This is a genomic window from Aphanothece sacrum FPU1, from assembly GCF_003864295.1.
In the GTDB taxonomy this organism is placed as follows: domain Bacteria; phylum Cyanobacteriota; class Cyanobacteriia; order Cyanobacteriales; family Microcystaceae; genus Aphanothece_B; species Aphanothece_B sacrum.
Genome location: NZ_BDQK01000006.1, coordinates 153,587 through 178,733, shown reverse-complemented (window position 1 = coordinate 178,733; position 25,147 = coordinate 153,587). Strand labels below are relative to the sequence as shown.

24 protein-coding genes are annotated in these 25,147 nt (G+C 34.1%); 16 read left to right on the top strand and 8 right to left on the bottom strand.

Annotation, left to right across the window (positions count from 1 at the left end; all coding sequences use genetic code 11):
• Positions 1-58: 58 nt before the first annotated feature.
• From AsFPU1_RS08480 to AsFPU1_RS08470, 3 genes are all read right to left on the bottom strand, one after another.
• Positions 59-2,173: a phospholipase effector Tle1 domain-containing protein gene (locus AsFPU1_RS08480; RefSeq protein ID WP_124971707.1), complete on the bottom strand. Its 2,115-nt coding sequence runs from the start codon at positions 2,171-2,173 to the stop codon at positions 59-61.
• Positions 2,174-2,242: 69 nt separating this feature from the next.
• Positions 2,243-2,707, bottom strand: coding sequence for a hypothetical protein (locus AsFPU1_RS08475; protein ID WP_124971705.1), 465 nt, complete (start codon positions 2,705-2,707; stop codon positions 2,243-2,245).
• A gap of 24 nt (positions 2,708-2,731) precedes the next feature.
• A complete protein-coding gene (locus AsFPU1_RS08470) occupies positions 2,732-3,196 on the bottom strand; it encodes a hypothetical protein (RefSeq protein ID WP_124971703.1) in 465 nt (154 codons plus the stop codon).
• Between the two features lie 276 nt (positions 3,197-3,472).
• On the opposite strand from AsFPU1_RS08470, the gene AsFPU1_RS08465 reads away from it, so the two are divergent.
• Complete coding sequence (locus AsFPU1_RS08465; protein WP_124971701.1) at positions 3,473-4,402, top strand: isopenicillin N synthase family dioxygenase; 930 nt, start codon at positions 3,473-3,475, stop codon at positions 4,400-4,402.
• A 107-nt stretch (positions 4,403-4,509) separates the two neighbouring features.
• Entirely contained in the window at positions 4,510-5,427 is a 918-nt protein-coding gene (locus AsFPU1_RS08460) for an isopenicillin N synthase family dioxygenase (protein ID WP_124971699.1), read from the top strand.
• Positions 5,428-5,473: 46 nt separating this feature from the next.
• Here the strand turns inward: AsFPU1_RS08460 and AsFPU1_RS08455 are convergent, their stop codons facing one another.
• Positions 5,474-6,736, bottom strand: a complete 1,263-nt coding sequence (locus AsFPU1_RS08455; protein WP_124971698.1) for a glycosyltransferase family 4 protein — start codon at positions 6,734-6,736, stop codon at positions 5,474-5,476.
• Positions 6,737-7,047: 311 nt separating this feature from the next.
• Between AsFPU1_RS08455 and AsFPU1_RS08450 the strand changes: the two genes are divergently transcribed.
• The 5 genes from AsFPU1_RS08450 (at position 7,048) to AsFPU1_RS08430 (ending at position 14,121) form a co-directional block, all read left to right on the top strand.
• Positions 7,048-7,674 carry a sulfotransferase family 2 domain-containing protein gene (locus AsFPU1_RS08450; RefSeq protein ID WP_438357498.1) on the top strand — a complete coding sequence of 209 codons (627 nt, stop codon included), beginning with the start codon at positions 7,048-7,050 and terminating at the stop codon, positions 7,672-7,674.
• Positions 7,675-7,799: 125 nt separating this feature from the next.
• Positions 7,800-8,915 carry a sulfotransferase domain-containing protein gene (locus tag AsFPU1_RS08445; RefSeq protein ID WP_124971694.1) on the top strand — a complete coding sequence of 372 codons (1,116 nt, stop codon included), beginning with the start codon at positions 7,800-7,802 and terminating at the stop codon, positions 8,913-8,915.
• 1 nt (position 8,916) lies between these two features.
• Complete coding sequence (locus AsFPU1_RS08440; protein ID WP_124971692.1) at positions 8,917-10,080, top strand: aldo/keto reductase; 1,164 nt, start codon at positions 8,917-8,919, stop codon at positions 10,078-10,080.
• Between the two features lie 333 nt (positions 10,081-10,413).
• Entirely contained in the window at positions 10,414-12,441 is a 2,028-nt protein-coding gene (locus AsFPU1_RS08435) for an ABC transporter ATP-binding protein/permease (protein WP_124971690.1), read from the top strand.
• 18 nt (positions 12,442-12,459) lie between these two features.
• Positions 12,460-14,121 (top strand): GUN4 domain-containing protein, encoded by a 1,662-nt coding sequence (locus AsFPU1_RS08430; RefSeq protein ID WP_124971688.1) that lies wholly within the window; start codon positions 12,460-12,462, stop codon positions 14,119-14,121.
• 80 nt (positions 14,122-14,201) lie between these two features.
• Here the strand turns inward: AsFPU1_RS08430 and AsFPU1_RS08425 are convergent, their stop codons facing one another.
• Entirely contained in the window at positions 14,202-15,194 is a 993-nt protein-coding gene (locus AsFPU1_RS08425; protein WP_124971686.1) for a hypothetical protein, read from the bottom strand.
• A gap of 129 nt (positions 15,195-15,323) precedes the next feature.
• Complete coding sequence (locus AsFPU1_RS08420; protein WP_124971684.1) at positions 15,324-15,521, bottom strand: hypothetical protein; 198 nt, start codon at positions 15,519-15,521, stop codon at positions 15,324-15,326.
• A gap of 684 nt (positions 15,522-16,205) precedes the next feature.
• On the opposite strand from AsFPU1_RS08420, the gene bchL reads away from it, so the two are divergent.
• From bchL to AsFPU1_RS08380, 8 genes are all read left to right on the top strand, one after another.
• Positions 16,206-17,075 carry a ferredoxin:protochlorophyllide reductase (ATP-dependent) iron-sulfur ATP-binding protein gene (gene bchL, locus AsFPU1_RS08415; RefSeq protein WP_124971682.1) on the top strand — a complete coding sequence of 290 codons (870 nt, stop codon included), beginning with the start codon at positions 16,206-16,208 and terminating at the stop codon, positions 17,073-17,075.
• A gap of 260 nt (positions 17,076-17,335) precedes the next feature.
• Entirely contained in the window at positions 17,336-17,728 is a 393-nt protein-coding gene (locus AsFPU1_RS08410; RefSeq protein ID WP_124971679.1) for a DUF5331 domain-containing protein, read from the top strand.
• On the top strand, positions 17,725-19,125 hold the full coding sequence (locus AsFPU1_RS08405) for a ferredoxin:protochlorophyllide reductase (ATP-dependent) subunit N (RefSeq protein ID WP_124971676.1): 1,401 nt from the start codon (positions 17,725-17,727) through the stop codon (positions 19,123-19,125). Before AsFPU1_RS08410 ends, AsFPU1_RS08405 begins: the two co-directional genes overlap by 4 nt.
• 67 nt (positions 19,126-19,192) lie before the next feature.
• Entirely contained in the window at positions 19,193-19,471 is a 279-nt protein-coding gene (locus AsFPU1_RS08400; RefSeq protein WP_124971673.1) for a DUF4258 domain-containing protein, read from the top strand.
• A gap of 4 nt (positions 19,472-19,475) precedes the next feature.
• Positions 19,476-19,679: a hypothetical protein gene (locus AsFPU1_RS08395; RefSeq protein ID WP_124971670.1), complete on the top strand. Its 204-nt coding sequence runs from the start codon at positions 19,476-19,478 to the stop codon at positions 19,677-19,679.
• 24 nt (positions 19,680-19,703) lie between these two features.
• Positions 19,704-19,943, top strand: coding sequence for a type II toxin-antitoxin system Phd/YefM family antitoxin (locus AsFPU1_RS08390; RefSeq protein WP_124971667.1), 240 nt, complete (start codon positions 19,704-19,706; stop codon positions 19,941-19,943).
• Positions 19,944-19,976: 33 nt separating this feature from the next.
• Positions 19,977-20,342 (top strand): Lin0512 family protein, encoded by a 366-nt coding sequence (locus tag AsFPU1_RS08385; protein ID WP_124971664.1) that lies wholly within the window; start codon positions 19,977-19,979, stop codon positions 20,340-20,342.
• 174 nt (positions 20,343-20,516) lie between these two features.
• The gene (locus AsFPU1_RS08380) at positions 20,517-21,281 is read left to right on the top strand and encodes a pantothenate kinase (RefSeq protein ID WP_124971661.1); all 765 of its coding nucleotides are present in this window, start codon (positions 20,517-20,519) and stop codon (positions 21,279-21,281) included.
• A 249-nt stretch (positions 21,282-21,530) separates the two neighbouring features.
• Here the strand turns inward: AsFPU1_RS08380 and AsFPU1_RS08375 are convergent, their stop codons facing one another.
• Positions 21,531-22,994 carry a RecQ family ATP-dependent DNA helicase gene (locus AsFPU1_RS08375; RefSeq protein ID WP_124971658.1) on the bottom strand — a complete coding sequence of 488 codons (1,464 nt, stop codon included), beginning with the start codon at positions 22,992-22,994 and terminating at the stop codon, positions 21,531-21,533.
• A complete protein-coding gene (locus tag AsFPU1_RS08370) occupies positions 22,975-24,021 on the bottom strand; it encodes a Vgb family protein (protein WP_124971655.1) in 1,047 nt (348 codons plus the stop codon). Before AsFPU1_RS08370 ends, AsFPU1_RS08375 begins: the two co-directional genes overlap by 20 nt.
• Before the next feature lie 308 nt (positions 24,022-24,329).
• Between AsFPU1_RS08370 and AsFPU1_RS08365 the strand changes: the two genes are divergently transcribed.
• A complete protein-coding gene (locus tag AsFPU1_RS08365; protein ID WP_124971652.1) occupies positions 24,330-25,103 on the top strand; it encodes a Tic22 family protein in 774 nt (257 codons plus the stop codon).
• Positions 25,104-25,147 lie beyond the last annotated feature (44 nt).

The following is a 25,147-nucleotide window of genomic DNA, read 5'->3' as shown; positions in this document are numbered from 1 at the left end:
CTGGATGCTCCAATAGATATAACTACCAAACTAAGCTCAAATTTAACTTTTCAACCCTTTAAGATTTCTCGGCTTTTTCTTCTTCTTTATCGCTGTCAGACGGGAGTAAACCTTTGAGTAAAGGCTTGAGATTTTCGGGACGATATTCAGCAGAAGATTTCAATCTTTCTACCACACTGTGATGAATAAAAACCTGAGATGAGTCTATCTTTCTCCATTCTTCTCCACCTAAAGCATAAATTCCCGTTACACTGTTATCAAACTTCGTCATGGGGTTCGGTTGAATTTGAAAGTCCTCTTCATCATTTTCTGTTGAATAAAATTCTAATCCCAATGTCTGTGCTTTATTGAGCATCCATTGTAAGGGATAATCAGATAACCCTCGATATTCTTTTGTCCCCCCGCCTAGGCATCCATGGGTTCCAGCAAACCAAACTTCTTCGACTTTTTGCTGAGGATTTTCCTGACTAGGAATCATCGGAGTAGAAGGAAAAGATTTCCGTTTTTCGTCAATGGCAACGGCATGAAAAGCGTTGTCAATAATAGGACTTAAACTAGCGTCCAAAAACTCATATTTTTGATTCAAAAATTTTTCAATCGGTAGCCAAGGAATTATATCAGGCATACCTAAAGCCCCAACAGTATCCCAACAACCGAGCATTTTGATAGGAACACGATAATTTAAGTAACTTTCTTGATTATCTATTTTTTGGGCGTTACTTTGACGAAATTTTTGTAGTTCTGGATCATCGGGCTTAATTTTAGCATTCCGATACAATTCATAGGCTTTAGGGATTTCTTTAATCTTGGAACGTCTTAATAAGCCACAGTTATAAATCATTGCTGCTAAACAACGGGCAATATAAGCACCACGACTAAACCCCACAAGATATATTTCGTCTTGGGCGGTTTCATCATAATTCATACATAATAATCCGTAGGCTTGTTTGATGGTTTCATCAATTCCCCATCCAAATGCCCCCCCTCCTAGTTGTTCAATAGCATTACCGTCTTCTGTGCCTAACCCTGGCAAATAAAAGACCAGTTGAGGGGTTTTATCTTCAGCCATATACTTAACTAACCGTGCAAATTTAAGCACATTGCTAGGATAGGAATTCGTCAATTCATTCCAAGTTCCATCACAGCAGACGACTAATCTTTTTTTCTGATTCATAGAATTAATTGCTTGAGTAATTTGTTGATTTTGTGAGTTCGATAATGTTTTCACCGAGTCCACTGATGGACTCGTTTCTTCCATTTCTACCTCAGATGATAACTCAATTGACCGAGTAATTTCTTCTGTTTCTATTTCAGATGATAACTCAATTGACCGAGTAATTTCTTCTGTTTCTATTTCAGATGATAACTCAATTAACTGAGTAATTTCTTCTGTTTCTACTTCAGATGATAACTCAATTAACTGAGTAATTTCTTCTGTTTCTACTTCAGATGATTGTTGAATGGATGGAGTTACTTTATCAGTTTCTTCATCAGGTAATTGTTCAACTTTAAGGGGAATTTTTCGCTCCATCCAACTGGCTCCATAAACAATGGCATGATTACCATTTCCACTGTGATCTGATGTATCTCCATTTAAAGGTAAATAAACCGATAAGCCTGGCTCATTGCCTACTAAACGTTCATTACGATCTTCTTTTATTTCTGCTTCAGTACAAGCTCTATTCCAGATACGAAATTCCGAAAGATGCCCTTTCCAAAACTCAGAGCCATTGACAGAAGAGCCAATCACTAATTTTTGAATATTTGTTAAAGGTTGATACATTTCATCCGCTTGATGCCAGAGCCTTCCATTTTGATAAATCGACATTTGAGCAAGAGACAAATCCTTCACAAACGTCCAATAAGTCCAGATTTTATACTCTCTAATGTTTAGTTTTTTTTCGATTCGATCAACCCCATTTTCATGGACTACTTCCCAAGAAACACAACCACCTGTTCCTTTTTTATAATAGGGTAAATGGACGTTTATAACTCTTTCATTTTGAGAATTATAACCTTCAACAATGGTTGTCTGTTGAGTTAATCCGCTTTTTCCTTTTGCTAAAAACTCAAGGGTGATTCCTGTTTCAAAACCAGAAAAAATTTGAGATAATTCAATATAATCATCTACTCCATCAAATTTTAGTACATATTCCTGGTTTTGCTCAGTCATCGGGTTGAAACTCCATAAGTTCTTAATCCTTTTTGAGTTAGCAAATAAGTTATTTTAGGTTGACCTAAATTAGTCTTGAACAATGGTAATTGTTTTTTCAACTCTCGGAATTTCCTCTTTATTTAGTCGGTCTCTGAGTTTACTTTTTAGAGCATCTGTTAAAGGTAAAAAATCAATTTCCTTTACCAGTTCTTCCAAAGATTGACTTTTGAGACGTTCTAAATAAAAGGCGACTAAGATGATTTCGATTCCGTAGCCAGTCATGGAGTCCCCAATAACACCAATAGTCCCAGCTAGAGAAGTAGCAAGGGTCGTGACTAAGGGTGTTCCCCCAAAATTAGTGACAAGGGCCACAAGAATAATGCTAGGGATACCAATGGATGCGATCTTTTTAGCTACCTCATCTAACGATAAATCAAGAGAAGTAAACTGTTGAGAAAGTTCTTCAGGAGAAATGCCGAAAGCCCTGAGTTGCTTGTCCACATCCTCGGAGAAAACAGTCTGCGAACTTGCTATAGGAGTAATTTGGCTCATAGAATTGTAATGTAATTCTTGAAACTAATCTTCGATGATTTCAATTACTTTAGGAGAATCATTAGGCTCCTCTTTTTTGATGACTTTTTTCAATTTAAGTTTTAAAGCATCAGTAAGAGGTAAATCTTCAATTTCCTTTTCCAATTGCGAAAGATTTTCCTTCTTGTGACGCTCTATATAAATGGCAGATAAAAAAGTTTCAATGCCATAGGTGGTGATTACATCGCCAACCACTGTCATTAACCCTAAGACTCCCAACCCGCCCACAATACCGAACGGACCGCCTAAAGTAGTCAGAGCAGCAATAACTGCAGCAGATCCCATACTTCCAGAGGTATAAACAGCAATCACCAAGATAACCCCAGGTAATCCGAGAGAGGCAAGTTTTTCAGTAAACTCGTCTAAACTTATCCCTAATTCTTTGGCCTTCTTGTAAAGCTCTTCTGGAACAAGTCCCATGTCCTTCGACGGTTTGGTTACATCATCCATCCTTCACTTTCTCTTAATTACAATAATTGTTTATTTTTTGGGTTCAACTTTGAAATGCTTAGTTTTCTTTGAACTCAAGTTGAGCATATCACAAAGAGGAATCTTGCACAATATTTTTTTCCTGTGTTGCCCCCATTGCTCACAAACTGGTCGGTAATTAGCTATAATTCTGCTCTAGTAGGTCTTTTCAAGATGATAACAAAACTTACTTGCGCTGTGAGAGCTTTTATTTTAAGGTGTTAAATGTCCACAAAAAATAATAAAACTTAAGTTCCAGTGAATAAAACCATTCCCATTATTGACTTTGAGCCTTTTATCAACGGTAATTTACAGGACAAGGAAGCAGTGGCACAAAAATTTTATGATGCTCTAGCTGAAGTTGGCTGTTTATACCTGAAAAATTATGGCTTTTCGACAGATTTAGTGGATCAAGCTTTTGCTCAATCTAAGGCTTTTTTTGATCTCCCCCTTGAAGAAAAAGCAGAAATTGCTATGAAGAAAATGAGTCCAGGTTATGAGAAAGCTACAGATGAGGAGGGAAAGGATTTTCGAGAAGTGTTTCACTATGGTCCTGAAATTAATAAAAATAATTGGATTAATCAATGGCCAGCTAGTCTGCCAAAGTTTCGTAAAACTTGTACTCAACTTTTTGACGAATGTTACACCATGTCCCAAAAATTATTCCAAGCTCTAGCTTTAGCTTTAAAGGTACCAGAAACGGTATTTTCTGATGTTCTTTCAGATGGCAACTGTTATTCTTTTTTCGCCCATTATTTACCTTTAACCGAACCTGTTAAACGCAATCAAACCCGCGCTAAACCCCACTACGGTTCAGGAACTTTTGGCTTGATCTTTCAAGATGATGGTAAGGGCTTAGAAATTTGTCCTCATCAAGGAGAATGGATGCCTGTTCCTCCAATACACGGGACAGTTGTTGTCATTATGGAAGACTTAATTCAACGCTGGACAAACGACAAACTGTATTCTACATTGCATCAAGTATCTATTCCTGAAGAGGATTTTTATAAAGCCCGTTCTCGGTACTCAATTGCCTTTAAAATTACTCCAAATAATGATGCACAAATTCGCTGTGTTGAAACCTGTATTAGTAAAGATAATCCCTGTAAATATCCCCCCATTTCTGTAGAAAATTACTACCAAGAATGGGAGGCTAAACATGAAAATATCTACAGTGATCAGAATTAGTTGATGAGCTAGTCGAATCAATTTAATTCAAAGCCTAAAAGTTGATTCAACAGTTTTTGGTTAAGATTTTTTCGCTTAATTTAGGAAATTATAAGGTTTAATTGTAAATGAATCAAATGATTCCGATTATTGACTTTCAGCCCTTTTTAGAAGGGAACCCACTGGAGAAAAAAACAGTAGCTCAACAATTTTATGCTGCTCTAGCTGACGTAGGTTGTTTATATCTGAAAAATTATGGCTTTTCGACCGATTTAGTGGCTCAAGTTTTTGCCGAATCAAAGGCTTTTTTTGATTTACCTCTAGAGGAAAAAATGCAATTGGCACTCAATCCAAAAGAACCAAGTATTGGATATTATAGAAATAACTCAAGAACTCAAGAAATATTCAATTATGCTGCTGAAAAACGTCACCCTATCAGTCAGTGGCCGGAAAATTTACCAGGTTTTCGTGACACTGTGATGGAATTTTTCCAAGGCTGTGAAGATTTATCATGGAATTTATTTCAAGCATTGGCCATGAGTTTGCAACTTTTACCAACAGATTTAACCGATTTAATTTCTGACAAAAATTGCCACGGAGCTTTACTTCATTATCCACCTATTAATAATTCTCCAGAACCGAATAAATTTAGGTTTAAACCCCATACTGGAGCCGGAACATTTGGCTTAATATTTCAAGATGAAGCTAAAGGTCTAGAAATATGTACAAGACAACAGCAATGGATTCCCGTTTCCTCTATTCCAGGTACAGTAGTTGTCATTATGGAAGACCTAATTCAACGATGGACAAATGATCAACTTTATTCTACATTGCATAAAGTTTCTATTCCCGAAGAAGAATTTTATAAACATCAATCTCGGTACTCACTTGCTTTTAAAGTAAGTCCTAATGATGATGCTGAAATTCGCTGCTTTGAAAAGTGTGTTAGTGAGGATAATCCCCGTAAATATTCCTCCATTTCTGTTAAAGATTATTACCAAGAATGGGAAGCTAAACATCTACACATATACAGTAATCAGAATTAGTTGATGCACTAGTTGAATTAACTTCATCCAAAACTGAAAAGTTGATTTAACAGAATTCGTTAGAAATAGATGGGTTAACATTAGTGTACTTACTTAATAGATTTTCACTAATTTTTTCCCAGGTAAATTGTTTAACTACCTTATTGCGTCCAGCTTTTCCCATAGTGTGACGAATGTTTTTATTATCAAGAAGTTGTAAAATGGCGTTAGCTAAAGCATTAGGGTTAGCACGTTCAACTAACAAGCCTGTTTTTTGTTCTTCAACAATTTCTGGAAAAGCACCGCTATAAGTGGCCACAACAGGTAATTCCATCGCCATTGCTTCAATTAATGGGATTCCAAAAGGTTCATTCCAAACTGAGGGAAATACAAAAATGTCGGCCTCTTGATAATATTTAACTAAATCGAGTTGTTCAACAGGGCCGACAAAAAAAACTGAACTAGAAGCATTAACAGAAATAATTTCTCGTAATTGCTGACTATATTTTCCCGTATAAAAAGGGATAAGATTTTGTGTGTATAATTCTTCTGTATCCAGCATTTGTAATGGTAATACCCCATCTTTTCCTTCAGGTCCCACAATTTTTAGCTGAACTTGGGGATATTTTTCTATTACTTTATTAAAAGCTTCTAGTAAAATATGTATTCCTTTTTCTGGTGAGACTCTACCCACAAAAAGTAGGGTGACAATATCATTATTTTTTTTGATATCAGGATTAACATTAAAATGATTAATATCTACTCCATTGTAAACTGTTTCACAAGGAATATTAGGAAATTGATTACGAATTTTATTAGTGATATAATCACTACAACCAATGACCATATTTACTCCTTGTAATTGCCGTTCAACCATCTGATGATCAAGTTGAGTTAACCACTCAGTTTGTAAATAAACAACTATTTTTGCCTGAGGATTTAACGCACGAATTAGAGGGGCAATGTGAAACGTAAAATTTATTTGGATAATATCACAATTTTGTAATTGTAAGTTTTTAGCGATCTGCCAATAATATCTAAAATCACATAAAATTGAAGCATAAAAAGGACGCTTTTTGGGTAAAATTTTCCACTCATCTAACACTCGTAACCAACCTAATATTTTATCAATCAAGTTAGTTGGAATTCTCTGATAAGTAATACCATCTTCAAAATATTCTAACTCTTTATGTTCGGAAGATTTTGACCCATAAAAAATGACATCATTAGAGCAAGCAAGACGAAGAGCTAACTGATAGCATAAAATGCCTGAGCCAAATTTTGGCGGTTCAGCCAGAGTCCAAATATAATCAAAAAAAGCAATTTTCACGTCTTATCAGGGGTCTAATGACAATTATTAGCCTATAGTACCTAAGAATAAGTATTTAAACTCCAAAATTCAGGAAAATTTAATCTACATAAAGAAAAGTAAATATTAATAGATTAATATTCTTCTTTGTATGATATATTCTTTAAAAGGAATTAAAAATGCTAATTTTCGGTGTTTGTATTAAGTAAAAATACAGTAACTAGTATTTCTTCCACTTATTTCCATTGGTGTTATTCTCAAAAATTCTTGTGATTATTTCCCACAAATATAAATTTATCTTCTTTAAAACCTCAAAAACTGCAGGAACTAGCATGGAAATTGCCCTTTCTAAGTTTTGTGGTAAAAATGATATTATCACTCCCATTTCAAGAGAAGACGAAGTAATTAGAAAAAAATTGGGTTATCCAGGTCCCCAAAATTATGAAGTTTTATTGACTACTACTGATACCAGGATCTTTAAAAAGCCACAGTCAATTGTATTTTATAATCATATATCAGCCAGGGAGATAAAAAATTGGTTAAACGATGAAATTTGGTATGAATATTTTAAGTTTTGCTTTGAAAGAAACCCTTACGATCGCATAATATCATTATATTATCATTACATTAGTTATTTGCCTGAAAAGGATGAAAAGATGACTTTATCAGATTTTATCAATTCTGATTTGATTTTTGGTTTACGAAAATGGGGTTTTGATATTTATACCATTGACAAGGAAATTGTTGTTGATCAAGTTTATTTATATGAAAATTTAGAGCAAGAAATAGAAAATATTCGTTTACAGCTTAATCTCCCTGAAATGCTATTACTTCCGAAAGCCAAAGGACAATATCGTCAAGATAAAAAAACTTCTACAACCACATTAACCAAAGAAGAAATAAAAAAAATTTCTCAATTATTTGAGAAGGAAATTCAACTGTTTGGTTATACAATTTGACTTTATAATTCACGGTTGAGAATCAATAAAAAAATGTGGTAATAGTCAATAAATATAGCTGACAAAAAAGAATGGATTAAACTCAGCAGCTTATTTTATTTTCTTTAAATTATTGGATTAAAATTATGACAATACAAGCTAAAATTTTGAAAATTAACAGAAAAAACAAACCTCATTCTTTAGGAATTCCTTGTCTAGAAGATTTTGACTATGAAGAAGAAAAATGGATAGATATCAATCTTATTATTCATCAGCCTAATATTAATTTATATTGTCTTGATTTCTCAGAAAAATTAGCTATTTTTGTTGAAACTAATCCCGGTATTGATCTTTATCAATTTCCTTTCTTTTATCAAGCACAGTATAATCATGCACAGCGATTAATTGTCATAACTTTTGATGACTTATCAAAAATAGCACAAGAGAGAGAAAAACCCCAAAAACTGATCCTGATTTATTCAGTGGGGCGTTGCGGTTCAACCCTCCTTAATTCTGTTTTCAATCAACTAGAAAATACCGTCAGTTTTTCAGAACCAGGAGTATATGATCAACTGGTCATTATGCGACAATGGGATGGAAGTAATGACGGTCAAATTAGTCAATTAGTTGAAAATTGCACGAAATTATTTTGTAAATCAGGTCAGACATCGACACAGGTAATTAAATTTAGAAGTTATGGAATTGAAATTGCCGACTTAATCTTACAGAACTTTCCTGAAGCAAAAATAATCTTCTTATATCGGGACATAGAAAGTTGGATGGACTCAGCTTTTCGTGCTTCTTTAGGAAAAATTCCTGAGCAAATTGACTCATTACTAGAAATGGACAAAGAAGCTAGTCAAATTAGTCCTTTAATTGCTAATTATAGGAAGGATAAACCTTTATCTTATGTAAAAATTTTAACTCTTTTATGGTTATCTGTAATGGAACGTTATTTATTGCTAGAAAAACAGTTTCCTTCTTCTATTGCTATTCGTTTTGAAGACTTAAAAGCTGATTCCCAACAAACTGTCTTAGAAATATTAAAATATTGTGATATACCGACGAATAATTTAAGTCAAGTCTTTGAAGTATTGCAGAAAGATTCACAAGCTGATACAGTTTTATCAAAAATGAATCTCAGGGAGCAACAAGTTGAGTTGACAACAAAGGATATAAACGAGATTAGAGAAACATTAAAAGAATCTTTAATCATTCTAACATCCGATTTTATTGTTCCTAATACATTATTTTTAAAGTAAAATGCAATATCGTAGATTTGGACGTACAGAGATACAAATACCCATCTTTTCTTGTGGAGGAGTTCGTTTCATTTATGATGAGTTTAAAGAATATCCCAGAGAGAAAATTCCTCAAGATAATCAAAACAATGTTATAGCAACGATTCATCGTTCCTTAGCAGTGGGAATTAATCATCTCGAAACAGCTCGAATTTATGGCACTTCAGAAATGCAGTTAGGGGAGATTTTTCCTCAACTGCCTCGTCAAGAAATACTGGTACAAACTAAAGTAATGCCTCAATCTGATCCCCAAAAGTTTCGCCATTTATTTGAGCAATCTTTAGTTCATTTAGGGTTAGATTATGTGGATTTTTTAACCATACATGGGATTAATAATGAGCAGCAACTTCGTGATAGTATTCGTCCTCAAGGTTGTGTTGATGTGATCAAACAATTACAAGCAGAGGGGAAAGTTCGTTTTCGAGGTTTTTCTAGCCATGGCCCAACAAATTTAATAATAAAAACAATTCAAACTAATCAATTCGATTATGTCAATTTGCATTGGTATTACATTAATCAGTTTAATTGGCCAGCTATAGAAACAGCAAATCGTTATGATCTAGGAGTCTTTATTATTAGTCCCTCTGATAAAGGTGGAATGCTTTATAAACCGCCACAAAAATTAGTTAATCTTTGTGATCCTTTGAGTCCAATGTTGTTTAATGATCTATTTTGTTTAAGTCATTCTCAAGTTCATACCTTAAGTTTAGGGGCTGCTCAACCATCAGATTTTGATGAACACCTTAATGTTTTGGGACTTTTAGCAGAAGCTGACAACATTTTACTACCTATTTTAAATCGTTTGCAAACAGAAGCGATCACCCAATTAGGAGAAGATTGGGTTAATAGTTGGTATGTTGGTTTACCTTCCTATGAAGACACTCCTGGTCAAATCAATATTCCTATTATTTTATGGTTAAGAAACTTAGCTATTGCTTATGATATGTTGGAATATGCCCAAAGACGTTATAATCACTTAAAAACCCAAGATCCTTGGTTTCCTGGCAATACAGCCGAAAAATTATCTCAGTTTGATTTAATACCTTATCTAAAAAATAGTCCTCATCAAATGATAATTCCTAATCTCTTAAAAGAAGCTCATCAACTATTAAATAGGGTTTGCTGAATTATTGGTTTTTCATCAAAATCATTGCCGCATTATGCCGATTTGAGATTCTCATCGAAAACTTGAGTAGAAACCCCGTCCTTTGAGGACGGCTTTATGTTATATTGTGGATGGTCAGGCGACTCACCCGCGACGATGGATTCAAACAGCCTTTAGAGCGAAGTCCAGTTGAACTGGCGGCGCAGACAAATCCGTAGACCACCGAAAAGAGGATAGGGCAATGGGTATAAACATCCCTAAAATCAACGCGAGTTGTTCATAGGGGAAACCTCTAAGACTACACTCGCTCAATAAAGTACATAGGAATTGTCTTTAAAAGCTAAATAATGTGCTATGCAAGTCTCAGAAAATTTAATGGACAATATGGAGAGGGAAGCTAACACTTCCTTTAATAATACTTTTCTTCTTAAACTATTGTCTTTCCTTCAACTTTATTGGTATCCAAAGGAATCAGAAAATAGAGCTTTCTCCGAGATAATTCGTGCTTGGGGAATGTTATTTTTATTAGTTGTATTTTTAGTCATCCTAGTAGCTTTAAATGCTTTAAATAGCTTTATTTTTAGAGATTTAATCGATGTTATTGAAGAAAAGAATTTACCTGTATTTAATAATATGTTGATTCTGTATTCTTTTACTCTTTTAGGGGTAATTTTTTTTACTGGATTTTCTAAGTTTTTTAGAAAGTTAATCGCCCTAGATTGGTATCAATGGATTAATAAAAATATTTTACAGGAATATTTTAGCAATCGGGCCTATTATAAAATTAATTTTCAATCTGAGATTGAAAACCCAGATCAACGTTTAGCTCAAGAAATTGAACCTATTGCCAGAACTATCATAAACTTTGGGGCAACCTGCTTAGAAAAAATTATGGAGATGGTAGTGTTTATGGTTATTCTCTGGTCAATTTCCCAAACCATTGCTATTATTCTTATTGTTTGTACAATTCTGGGTAATATAATAGCTGTTTATCTAAGCGATCGCTTAAATAAAATTAATCAAGAAAAATTAGAAGTTGAAGCGAATTATAATTATGCTTTAACCCATGTTCGGACTCATGCAGAATCTATTGCCTTTTTCCGAGGAGAAACCCAAGAATTAAATATTATTCAGCGAAGATTTAATGAGGTAATTGATCAGACTTTTAGTAAGATTGATTGGGAAAAAAATCAAGAACTTTTTAAGCGGGCATATCAAGCAACTATTCAAATCTTTCCTTTTTTAATTGTTGCTCCTATCTATATTAGAGGAGATATTGATTTTGGAGAAGTTACTCAAGTCAGCTATGCTTGTCATTCCTTTGCTAATGCTTTAGCCGCCTTAGTAGATGAAGTTGGAGACTCAGGGAGATTTATTAGTTATATTGAACGGTTTGATAGCTTATCCAATGCTTTAAAAAAAGTTGGCAAGCAACGTAAAGATGTTAGTACCATTAACGTTATCGAAGAAAACCATATCGCTTTTGAAAATGTTACCTTGCAAACACCAGATTATGCAAAAGTTATTGTTGAAAACTTGTCTGTTTCTGTTGAACCAGGACAAGGGTTATTAATTGTTGGCCCGAGTGGCAGAGGAAAAAGTTCTCTTTTGCGGGCAATAGCTGGTTTGTGGAATTCCGGAACCGGAGATTTACTGCGACCTTCTTTAGAGGATATGTTATTTTTACCCCAACGTCCTTATATTATTCTCGGAAACCTGCGAGAACAATTACTTTATCCCAAAACTAATCGTTATTTAACTGAATCAGAACTAACAGAGATTTTAGAAGAAGTTAATCTTCAAAATATCGTCACCAAAGTGGAAAGTTTTGAAGCTGAAGTACCTTGGGAAAATATTTTATCTTTGGGAGAACAACAACGCCTTGCTTTTGCTAGATTATTGGTTAATAATTCTAATTTTATAATTTTAGATGAGGCAACTAGTGCTTTAGATTTACAAAATGAAGCAAATTTATACACGCAACTACAACAAACAGGAAAGACATTTATTAGTGTAGGACATCGAGAAAGTTTGTTTAATTATCATCACAAAGTTTTAGAACTTTCGGAAGATTCTAGTTGGCATTTAGTGGATATGAAAGATTATCAGCTATCACAAACACCCCTGGAAAAATCTTTATCAAATAAAAACATAGAAACCAAGGAAAAAAAAGCTGCCGAAATCGGAGAAAATTCATTAAAAATAGAAACAACTACAGGTTTATCTCACGAAGAAATGGAACAATTAAGCAAATATGCCCTTAATACCATTAGAAGTAAAGCCAGTCGAGGAAAAACAATTGTTGCTGAAGATGGGTTTACCTACCGTTATGATAAAAACCCCAATATTTTAAAATGGGTTAAAGTCATAAATAATCAATAATTATACCAAATTTTTACTATGTTAAATGAACATAAACCATCTTTAATTGCTTATAAGACTCTTCAAATTTATGGAGAAAAATATAAATTACCAGTCCTGAAAAACACTCAATTAAAAAAAATTCAACAAAAAATAAAAGAACGGCGGCAAGTGATTCGACAAGGTATTCGTTGTCATTATTATTTTGGCAAAATTCTTAAGAAAAAAGAAAAAATTACTCAGCAAGCTAGATTTTCGGAACTAAAACTATTAATTCAAGATTATATTCTTTTAACTAATTGTTTAGAAACATATCATAATTACTATTATAATTTTTTGTTGATTTTAAGTGATAATTTGAACCAATTCGTAATCCAAAAATATCAAGAACTAAAAATGTTAGATTATGAGAGAATAAACTTAGAGTTAAAAAATAAAAATAATCCAATCATTCTCGATCAACTCAACTATGAAAAGCAAGAAAATTTGAAAGCAACTCTACTCTTAGGTCAAACTTCTTTTTTAATGTTGGAAAAGCTAAAATTACTCGGTAATGGAATTGAAAACTTAAGAGAAGATACCAAAAAACAAAAACAGATTATTCAGAAAGTTCTTGAAAAATTAGAAGTTTACGAAGAAATTAATAATTATAAACAAAAAGCTGAAAAAGTTCGTCAAGAAATTGCTAACTTAGCACAAAATACCCTAGATTTTAACAATTATTTACAGGATTTTTTTAATCCTTTTTACACACTTATCGATCAAGCTATTAAAATTGATGAAGAATTTTATGGTATTGTTGCGGAAATTCAAGAGTTATTTAATAATATCTTTGACTTGACAATTAATGAATCGAATTTAAAACAATCAGATAATTTTTCAGATTTATTTTTCGAGTTTATGATTAACAGTTATCAAAAAACGACACAAATCAAAGAAGCTTGTTTAAATTCTAAGTTGTTGAATCAACAAGTAACTAACTTTGAATTACCTGATAAATTAACTTCTTTAGAACCAACAATTGAAGAATTATCAAATTATCTTTCTAATCAATTTATAACGAAACAAAAACTATGGCAAACAAAAACTGAGTTTTTGACCTCTTTAGATTCTAAGTTAACTCAAGAACAACCAAAAAGCAAGTCAGAGATTTCTTTTTCTGATAAAACAATCAACAATATTCAGATTAATTATACTAAATTGGGAAATTTACTCAAAGAAAAAAATTGGAAAGAAGCTGATTTAGAAACCAGTGACTTATTATTAAAAGTGATGGGAAAAAGCTATTGGAATGAAGTTTATCCAGAAGATATTAAAAATTTTTCCTGCCAAGCTATTAGGACAATTGATCAACTTTGGGTACAGTATAGTAAGGGTTACTTTGGTTTTACAATTCAAGAAAGTATCTGGAGTCAAATAGGAGGACAAGAAGATTATGAAACAGAAAAGAAATTTGGCGAACTTTTAGGCTGGCGAAAAGAGGGAAATTGGTTACAATATGAACAGTTGACGTTTGAATTATCCTCCATAACACCCATCGGTCATTTACCCGTTAATTGGTTAACATATCATCAGCCAATATCTAGTTTATCATCAACTGAAATATCCTCCATGGGAGCATGGAGAGTAGACTCTTGGTTACTGTGGCAAATGCACCTCTTTTTATCAAGAGTTAGAAGTTGTCGCACTCTTTTAAGGTAAAGTTTTGACTGTACAATTAATTTTGTGCGCCCTACTTTTAAATGCGTAGGGGTCAACGGCCCTTGACCCCTACAAATGATTTAGCTGATATCAGGATCAACTGGCACAAATACCCGTGATTTTCGTAAATATTTCCAAGCAATTCCATCAGGATCTTTGCTTTGACTCCACTGAGCAAAATCAGGTTCGGTTTTACGCCGTCCAATAGTGCTAGGTGTGGTGTCTAATCGTTTAGCTAAATCCACTTGAATTAGGGATAATTTACGAGGTTTATCGGTGCTAGTTTCAGTTTCTAAGTATTCTTCTTCTTCTGGGCTTTCTTCCTCAGTTAAAGAACTGTCTAAAACCCTATCCGTTGCAGTTAAGAATTCATCAGAAGAAACCGACTCAATAGATGTATCTAAAACCTCTGGTTGAGAAACTGTCTCAATTTCTGTTTGTACTTCTTTTATTTCATCTGGAGAAACTGTCTCAGAGGAAACAGTTTCTGAGGAAGTTTGACTTGATTTTTGTCGTTCTTCTTTGATTTCTGCCAGTTGAGCAAAAGGACTAGATAATAGAGATTGAGGGGGTTTCTCCGGTTCGGGGGTTGTAACGATGACTTCAGGGGGAATAGTAGCCTCTACGGTGTCCCTATCGTCGTCTATTTCGTCTGTAAAATCTGTCTCGTTTGCAACGGGTTCACTATCATCTAAAATGCTGCCCAGGGTACTCGCAGTAATAAAATAATAAACTTGCCCCCCTTCGGGCAAATCTTTCCGATACGCGCCATATTCTTCGGCTTTCTTATCCAGAAATCTTTTGGCACGTCTCGCGCCTAGATTTGCTTTTAAAGATAAATCCATCGGGGTGAGACATCCCTGGTTAGCCTGAAGTAACTGATTAAACATGGGGTCAACTTGAAAACACCACTGTTGCCATAGATAATTGTCAAATAATTTCCAGATGACAATTAACGCAACAAGTCCTAGTAAAAATGGCCAGGCTTCATACAGCAGAATAACTGCCCCCGCAAAGGGCAGAATGAGAACAAGCAAGGTGGCCGGATTACCATTAAAAACTTTTCCAGTCATAATTTCTGGTTATCAATAAAAGTGAATGGCACAATAACACAATGGTTTCCATTATGTACTTAAGTCTTATCAATATTAAAACTTAATCTCAAAGACTTTTATATTATCAGTATTTGAGTTACTTTCTTTCTACAAACGTCTAGGAGGTCGAATACTGTAAACAATACTTAAGATAATTGATACTGCAATCAATAATAACAAAATACTACCAGGAATAAATCCTAAGATTCCTAATCCTCTGAGGACATATACCATGATGGTTATGGCGATGGAGATAATTAAGGCAGATGTTAGAGGAGCAATTTTAGGCGGCTTTGATTTACTCATAAATTAGACTGGATAAGGCTATCAGGTCAAGGGTAATTATATACCCAAACACCGACAGACTAAAGCCTGTGGCTATACAAACAAAGTCCGCCTACGCGGACTTTCACTAATATTAGCCTGCTATGCTACGGCTTTGTACAGTTAACCCCACCCTTGGCATGGTGTGGGTGGGATGGTGGGAATTGCATATTGAGTTTCCGTTAGGTTGAAACCAATCAAAGGTCCTTGACCCCTTCAAAATTTAATTATTCTTAATAATAATCTTTTCTGCGTGATCGCCTAGTCCCTAAACCCCCATGAATTCAGGGTTTTTGTAGCCTTCCTTAATAATTTTTACGGTTTGTGATTGCCTAAATTATCCATTTTTATTGACTGTCATAAGCCTCAATCATGAGTTTTAGCCATTGTATTGAGTTTGTATGCTTGAGAGTTTCTGCTCATTTTTTGTTTTTGTTCCTGATTATATTAATACAGAACACAAAAATTTATAATTGAGGCTTTAAAGCAATATTATGAGCTAATAAAGGATTTATATGTTAATTAAAACTTTTTAAACTTGATTTAGCCTAAATACTTCTTAAATCATCTTTAAGGTTCCTTTTCATTCTGGGCAACTTGCCTCATAATTCGATCAATGAGATTGACAAAACAAAATTTATTTTGATCACACAGGAGACTTGACCCTTGACTTTAACAATTGCAGTTTACGGAAAAGGCGGAATTGGCAAATCTACTACTAGCTGTAATATTTCCACAGCATTAGCCAAACGGGGTAAAAAAGTGTTACAAATTGGCTGTGATCCCAAACATGACAGCACATTTACTCTGACAGGTTTTCTGATTCCTACTATCATTGATACGCTACAAGAAAGAGATTTTCATTATGAAGATATCTGGCCCGAAGATGTGATTTATAAAGGCTATGCGGGTGTAGATTGTGTAGAAGCTGGTGGTCCCCCCGCAGGTGCAGGTTGTGGCGGTTATGTAGTAGGAGAAACCGTTAAATTACTCAAAGAATTGAATGCGTTTGATGAGTATGATGTCATTCTTTTTGATGTTTTAGGTGACGTAGTTTGTGGTGGTTTTGCTGCCCCTTTAAACTATGCAGATTATTGTTTAATTGTGACAGATAATGGTTTTGATGCGTTGTTTGCGGCTAACCGTATTGCTGCTTCAGTAAGAGAAAAAGCACGGACTCATACTTTACGTTTAGCGGGGTTAATTGGTAATCGTACTTCTAAGCGTGATTTAATTGATAAATATATAGAAGCGGTTCCCATGCCTGTGTTAGAAATTTTACCGTTAATTGAGGATATTCGGGTATCTCGTGTTAAGGGTAAAACGTTGTTTGAGATGACAGAAACTGACCCTTCTCTTGAGTATGTTTGCAATTATTATTTAAACATTGCAGATCAGTTATTAGCATTACCTGAAGGCGTGATTCCTAATGATGCTCAAGATCGGGAATTATTCACTTTATTGTCTGATTTCTATCTTAATCCTAAAGAGCCTGTTAAATCAGAGGAAAAAGAATTAGATCTAATGATGGTTTAATTATTTAATTGTAGGTTGGGTTAGCGATAGCGTAACCCAACATTTTACGGTTATTTTAGTTGGGTTTTGTTGGGTTTCGTTCCTCAACCCAACCTACGAATTGTATCTCGTGCAAAGACGCAAAGAAAGACGGGAAGTTTAAAGGGGAGGTTATGGCAATTTTGTCAAGTGTAATTTAATTTTTTCGGTGAGGTGATATAAATCCTGATTGGTGAGGGAATACTAAATATAGTTACTTTTGCTAATAAGGAGACTTAATAATGATTACTTTTGAAGAAATCAAGGCAACTCTACCTAATAAATGGTTAGATTACTATCAAATTAACCGTTCTTGGATTAAACCCTTAATGGACTCTAGAAGTTGGTGGCGTAAAACAACTGATGATGGTAAACGTCCTTGTGCTGATATCATTTTAGGCGCAATTACGGCTCTAGAACCGAAATTATCGATTTGGATGCCACCTTTTTGTCAACTTAATTCTGATGGAGACAAGCTTATAGACGTTCTGGGATTACATTTTGATCCTGATAAGGAACTCACAAAAAGAGAGGAAGAAAGAGCAAAATTGCCACAATTAAACTCATCAGAAATTGATGAAATTGAAATAATTCGCCAACTCAACAACTTAGCAAAGGAGAACTCTAAATTATGACCGCTTTACAAGAACCCACCGCTTTACAATTTGAATGCGAAACAGGTAATTATCACACCTTTTGTCCCATTAGTTGCGTTGCTTGGTTATACCAAAAAATAGAAGATAGTTTCTTCTTAGTTATTGGCACAAAAACCTGTGGTTACTTCCTACAAAATGCTATGGGAGTCATGATTTTTGCTGAACCCCGTTATGCGATGGCAGAATTAGAAGAAGGAGACATTTCTGCTCAATTAAATGATTACGAAGAACTCAAAAGATTGTGTGTCCAAATTAAACGCGATCGCAACCCTAGCGTAATCGTTTGGATCGGTACTTGTACCACCGAAATCATTAAAATGGACTTAGAAGGATTAGCCCCCAAATTAGAGGCAGAAATCGGTATTCCTATTGTAACAGCAAGAGCTAACGGTTTAGATTATGCCTTTACTCAAGGAGAAGATACCGTCTTAGCAGCAATGGCCCATAAATGTCCTCAAACTGCCAAAGCAGAAGGAGAAAAAGAAGAAAGAAACGCCATTCATAAACTATTAAACTTTGGACGGAAGAAAGAAGATATTAAACAAGAAGAATCCGAATATGCAGATCATCCTCCCTTAGTTATGTTTGGTTCTTTACCAGACCCAGTTGTTACTAATTTAACCCTAGAATTGAAGAAACAAGGAATAAAAATAGCTGGTTGGTTGCCCTCAAAACGTTATACAGAATTACCCGTTATTGATGAGGGATATTATGTCAGTGGAGTCAACCCATTCTTATCACGAACGGCCACTACATTAATGCGTCGTCGTAAGTGTAAATTAATCGGTTCACCCTTCCCTATTGGCCCCGACGGAACCCGCGCATGGATAGAAAAAATTTGCTCTGTTTTTAATATTGAACCTCAAGGTTTAGAAGAAAGAGAAGCACAAATTTGGGAAAGTTTGGAAGAGTATCTCCAATTAATTCGCGGTAAATCTGTCTTTTTTATGGGAGATAATTTATTAGAGGTTTCTTTGGCCCGTTTCTTAATTCGTTGTGGAATGACTTGTCCTGAAATTGGCATTCCTTACATGGACAAACGTTATCAACAAGCAGAATTAGCATTCTTAGAAAAAACTTGTCAAGAAATGGGAGTTCCTCTACCAAAAATTGTGGAAAAACCCGACAATTATAATCAAATTCAACGCATTTATCAATTAAAACCTGACTTAGTTATTACAGGAATGGCCCATGCAAACCCCTTAGAAGCAAGAGGAATTAATACTAAATGGTCAGTAGAATTTACCTTTGCACAAATTCACGGGTTTACCAATGCGCGGGATATATTAGAGTTAGCAACTCGTCCTTTACGTCGTAATAATAACCTAAAAGAATTAGGTTGGGAGAAATTAGTCAAAGAACAAGCTAAAGTCTAATTAGTAGGGTGGGCAATGCCCACCTTTAATAATTTTATAGCTATAATATTAAATAGGTAGCCAATCTATGGAGATTCGTTTCTATATCGATTCTGAAACCGACTTACCCCATATTTATAAACACAATATTAATGAACGGGAAGTTGAGGATATCTTAAGATGTCCAGGAGAGGATCGTCAAGGAAGGGAAGGATCTAGAGTAGCTATTGGTCAAACGCAAGCAGGTCGATATTTAAAAGTTATTTATGTACCCGATAATCAAACAAATGGTATTTTTGTAATTACTGCATACGAATTAACAGGAAAACCTTTGACCGCATATCGAAAAAGACAGGGTAGTAGGTAAAACAATGAATAAAAATCAATTTCCGTCAGGATGGGATGAAGTAAAAGTGCATCGTGTTATTGAATATTATGACACTCAGACTGAAGATGAAACAGTAGAAGAAGATGAACATATTGGCAAAAATTTGACAAGAACACTAATGGAAATTCCCAAAGAATTAGTCCCTCTAGTAAGGGATTTAATTACTAAATATGAAACCTCTCATTAATTAATTTATGTTAACATTAAAATTATGCTCAAAGGTTTAAAACAAAAAGCAATTGTTGGTAAAAATGGAAAAATTGAAGTACCTATTACCGAACTTATTGAAGGAACAATAGTAGAGATAATTATTTTAGTTGAATCTCAAAATGAAGAAGATGAAACAACTTACCTTCTTAAATCAGAAGCTAATAAAAAACAATTAATAAAAGCTTTAGAAAATGCTAATCAAGGTAATTTAATTGAAATTGATTTAGATGAATATGATTAGAATAAGTATAATAGATTGTAATTATTAAAAACTATGCCACGTAAACGATTTATTATTGAGATGGGAATGGGTATTGATCAACATGGTCAAGATCCTACTGTAGCAGCAGCCCGGGCCGTTCGCAATGCGATCGCTCATAATGCGTTACCTGGAGTCTGGGAAGTGGCAGGTTTGAGTCATCCTAATGAGATGATTGTAGAGGTACAAGTAGCCGTTCCTTACCCGGAAAGTGTCCGTCAAGATGAGGTTTTAGCGGTGTTACCTTTTGGTCAAAAAAGTATTACTATAAGAGAAGGTGGGATGATAGTTAAAGGACGCGCTATTCCTGAATTAAATGATAAGAATGATGACATGATTATTGCTAATGCTGCGGTAACTGTGTTAATAGAAACTCCCTAAATTATTATTGTAGTAGGTTGAGTTGAGGGACGAAACCCAACAAACCCGAATCCTAATGCACCAAATTACTTGAAACATTCCAGTAGGTTTGATTAGGTGAAGATAACGTAGAAAACCAACTAATTAATTTAATATTCATCGTAACTCACACAAATATTTTTTTATAGTTAAATTGTGAATAATTCACCTACCTCAAAATCACCTGATTGGTTAGCATTAATGATTGGTAATTCTCGCTTACATTGGGCATATTTTCAAGAAGATAAATTACAAACAACTTGGGATACGAACCATTTATCTAATCCTTTAATAACTTCAAGATTACCCTCAGACTTTTTGCTTACTACAATTCCTAATAATTTACCTTTATATATTGCCTCTGTGGTTCCTTCTCAAACTAAATTATGGCAAAATTATCCTAATACTAAAATTATTACTTTAGAGCAAATTCCTCTAAAAAATATCTATCCTACAATGGGAATTGATCGCGCTTTAGCAATATTAGGTGCAGGAGAAATATATGGTTTCCCTTGTTTGGTTATAGATGCAGGAACTGCATTAACATTAACAGGAGTTGATAGCGATCGCAGTTTAATTGGAGGGGCAATTTTGCCAGGACTAAAATTACAATTTCAATCATTAGCAACAAAAGCTGCAGCGTTACCTAATGTTAATTTACCTGATAGTTTACCCCTTCGTTGGTCAATTAATACTCCTGATGCTATTACCAGTGGAATTTTGTATACTATATTAGGAGGAATTAAAACTTTTATTGATGATTGGTTGAAAAAATATCCTAGCAGTCAAATTATTTTAACGGGAGGAGATTCTCAGTTATTATTAAGTTATTTTAAACAAGAATATTTTAAGACATCGGAAAAACTTAAACAAAATAAAAACCTAATTTTTTGGGGCATATTGTTCAGCTTATTATCCTAATCATCATTAATGTAAAAGGTTCTACCGAACTTGTTATGTAAAATTAATAAATCAATACAGGCTAAAGCCTTATTCTATAAGCACAAAGGCTGTCTACACAGCCTAATTTTAAGCCTGGGTAGCCAGGCTTAGTTCCTATAGCTTAACCCTGAGGGGGTTTAAGCCTGTAATTTGTAATCGTTTTACATCCTAAGTTCGGTAAAACCATGTAAAATAATTTTTGTCAATAAATATAATGCCATATTTTTGTTATGATTGGCGATGACAATTATCACAATGTCCACACTTAAACTCTTTGGCTTCTTCTTTAAATCCAAACGCTTCTAAGAGAAATTGCCAACGACATTTTTTTGTATAAAGATATTGTCTCATTTGTTTTAATGGTTCATTTTGAGAAGATTGTAATTGAGATAAATTAATTGTAGAAATATTAGTTTTTAGGCGATAATTAAAGGGATCTATCCATTCTAATTGTCCGGCACTATGAAGCAAAGATAAGATGATCTTTCCTTGAGTAAATTGTTGAGTAATCGCGTTTATTTCTCCTTGTTTTGGTATCTGTTTAATTAACTGTTTAACTTGTTGATATTGTTTCTGTAATTGTTGTTTTAAATACTTGTCTCTTTGTTGATCACTGGGATCAAGCCATCCTGTCGGTTCACTCATTAATGTTAAAGCATGGGCCGGGTTTCCATCTCGTCCCCCTCGTCCTATTTCTTGCAAATATTCTGACAGTAAATAAGGGGATTGAAAATGAATGATCCAACGTACATTAGCTTTATTAATTCCTAACCCAAAAGCAGAAGTACAAACTACAAATTGTAAACTTTCTTCTAACCATTTATTCTCTATTTCTCGTCTCTTTTGAGGACTTAATCCAGCATGATAAGCCCCTACTTTATAGTTGACAGATTGTAACCATTGAGTTAAGATTTCGCTGTCTCGACGGGAACGAACATAAATTAAACCAGATTGTCTTTTTCTAGGTTTAATAAATTGAAGAATTAGGTCACGACGACAACGAGGAGTCCAAGCAATTTTGACGTTTAAATTTAGATTAGATCGATAAGGACTTAAACAAAATATTTGCGGATTTTCTAATTGTAAAACCCTTTCAATAATACCCTGAGATTGAGGATTAGCCGTTGCTGTAAACGCCGCGATCGCTATTTTAGTATGGGGGGCTTTTTGTTCAATTAAAGCCGTTCTGACTGCCCCTAAACGTCGATAAGCAGGGCGAAAAGTTTCTCCCCATTGTACTAAACAATGAGCCTCATCTAAAATTAATCCATTGATCTTAACATCAGGACTTACTAATACTTGCCAAACAGAATTAATAAGCAGAGTTTCTGGGGATAAATAAAGTAACCTAAGTTGATTATTTTTAATCTTTTGTAAGGTTATTTTTTTTTGATCTCTAGGGATTTCATTATGTAATAATTCTGCTGGTAATTGTCTGTTTTTTAAGTCATATACTTGATTTTCCATCAAAGCAACTAAGGGAGAGATAACTAATATTAATCCCTCATTTAATAAGGCTGGAAGTTGAAAACAGAGGGATTTTCCCCCACCTGTTGGCATCACAATGAGGGCATCTTGACTCTCTAATAAACATTGAATAATCTCTTTTTGAGGATATCTAAAATCTTCATAACCCCAAATATGTTGAAAAGTTTGGACAATTTTTTCCCAATTATTTAGACTTTGATTCATAATTTAATTTGTCTTGAGAAACGGATTTTAATGGTTTGGAAGTATAAAGAATTCCGATAGGACGAATTAGTTTATCAGTGGGAGGTACTAAGATAAAATTAGTCTGATTTATAAAAGGCAAAGATTGATTATCTATCCCCTCAAATCTTAGTATTTTACCTTGATTATTATTGTTTAACTCAAATCCTACTGTATATAATTTATTGTCATCATCAAACGTTAAACTGCCGATAGCATGATGGCTAGAATTGATGTCTGTATCATGGGTCTTAATAAGTTTAATTAGTTGCCCTGTTTGAGAATTATATTGTCTAATTTTATTGGCAAAATCACTCACAAATAGATCTCCATTAGCTCCAAATTTTAAACCTAAAAAGCTCACATACTCTAATTTTGAAGAATGAGGTTGATCAATAAATACAGTAGGCTTTTTTTCTCCAGGAGTAAACCGCAAAACTTGACTAGGAAGACCAGAAAATTTTCCCTTAATACTCCCTTCAGTAGTTACATAGAGACTTCCGTCTTTGCCAAATAATAAATCATTGGGGCCATTTAATCCCCCAGGTAAACCATTTCCTTGAGCAAAAACATCAATAAATTTACCATTTTTTCCTTCATAAAGCAATATTTGATCTGTTAAAAAACTACTTACATATAAATAGCCATCAGGGCCAAATGTAAAGCCAAAAGGACGAATTAAGCCACCACCAAAAGCAAATTTTTCTTTAAATTTTCCTGTCAAACCATCGTAACGAATAATAGCAGAATTTTCTACTCTATCACCACTACTAACATAAAAATCACCATCAGAACCAAAAGCTAAATGATCAGGAGCTTTTAAACCCCCTAGTTTTGGAGTAATAAATTCTCCTAAAAATTCCCCCGTTTTTTCATCAAACATTACAATATTATCCCCTCTCGTATTCCCTACTAATAAAGTGGCATTCACAGGAGAAATAATAATTAAAAAAGTCAATAATATAGCTAGACATAAAATAATTTGAGCCTTCAGAAATAATCGTTTCATCAAATTAACTGATAATAAGCAATAGGGAACAAGATAATTACATTATAATACTACCGTACATTAAAAAATAATGTAATCAGGAACTTAAATAGTCAAGCATCTCGTCTTATAGGCAAATAATGGCTTAATTAGTTGCTTTTTCACTAAACTCTAGCCTAACTGAAAATGTTAATGATGAGTTTTTGGCTAGAATGTATTAGGATAGGGACAATTTGAATCGGATAAATAATTAATTAATCCCTTTCAATTGTCTGATAAGCTGATTAACTCTAAAATAAACCTGCCTGTAACGTTTGAGGATAGCCTATATGAAATCATTTATTCGCTGGAGTGCCACCCTGGGATTAATAGGAAGCACCATTTTAGGGTCTTTTTTGGCTCAACCATCCCAAGTATTCGCTTTACCTGAAGCAGATATTATTAAAGTTCTTCAAGATGTTCCCGTATTTACTATTACGGATGAACAAGGAGGCCCATTGATTGCGGTGGTAGGAGATAATCAAAAGGTAACACAGGTATTTATTAGTCAACAAGATGCTCAAAAGTTTTTAGCGGAATTACAGAAAAATAAGCCAGATTTAGCTAAAAAAGTCAAAGTGCAACCAGTGCCACTTAGTGAAGTTTACAAGTTTGCTGCCGCAAATGCAGATAAACCCGATAAGCTGAGTTTCTCCTTGATGCCTATACAAAGTCAAGTAGAATTAGCGAAGAAGTTACTAACTGCCAGTGGACAAGAATATCAAGGGGGTGTTCCTTTATTCATCGCCAGAGGTGGCCCACAACAAGCAATGTTGAGTATTCAACAAAATAATCAAGAGATTGTCCCCTTTTTCTTTGAAAAAGAACAGGTTCAAATGATTGTTGATAAGATGAAAAAAGATCAACCTGATTTGGCTTCAACCATGAAAATAGAAGTAGTTTCCTTAGAAAAAATTATTGGTCTTTTACAACAAGAAACGGATGTAAAATACAAAGATATCAGACTGGTTCCTTCTAACGAAAGCATACAATTTATCCAAAAAGAAATTCAATCTCAATCTAATCAAACTCCCCAATCTACTCCAACTACTCCCCCTAAATAAGTAGGTGGGGTTCTACCGGACTTATTATGCTAAACTAATAATTA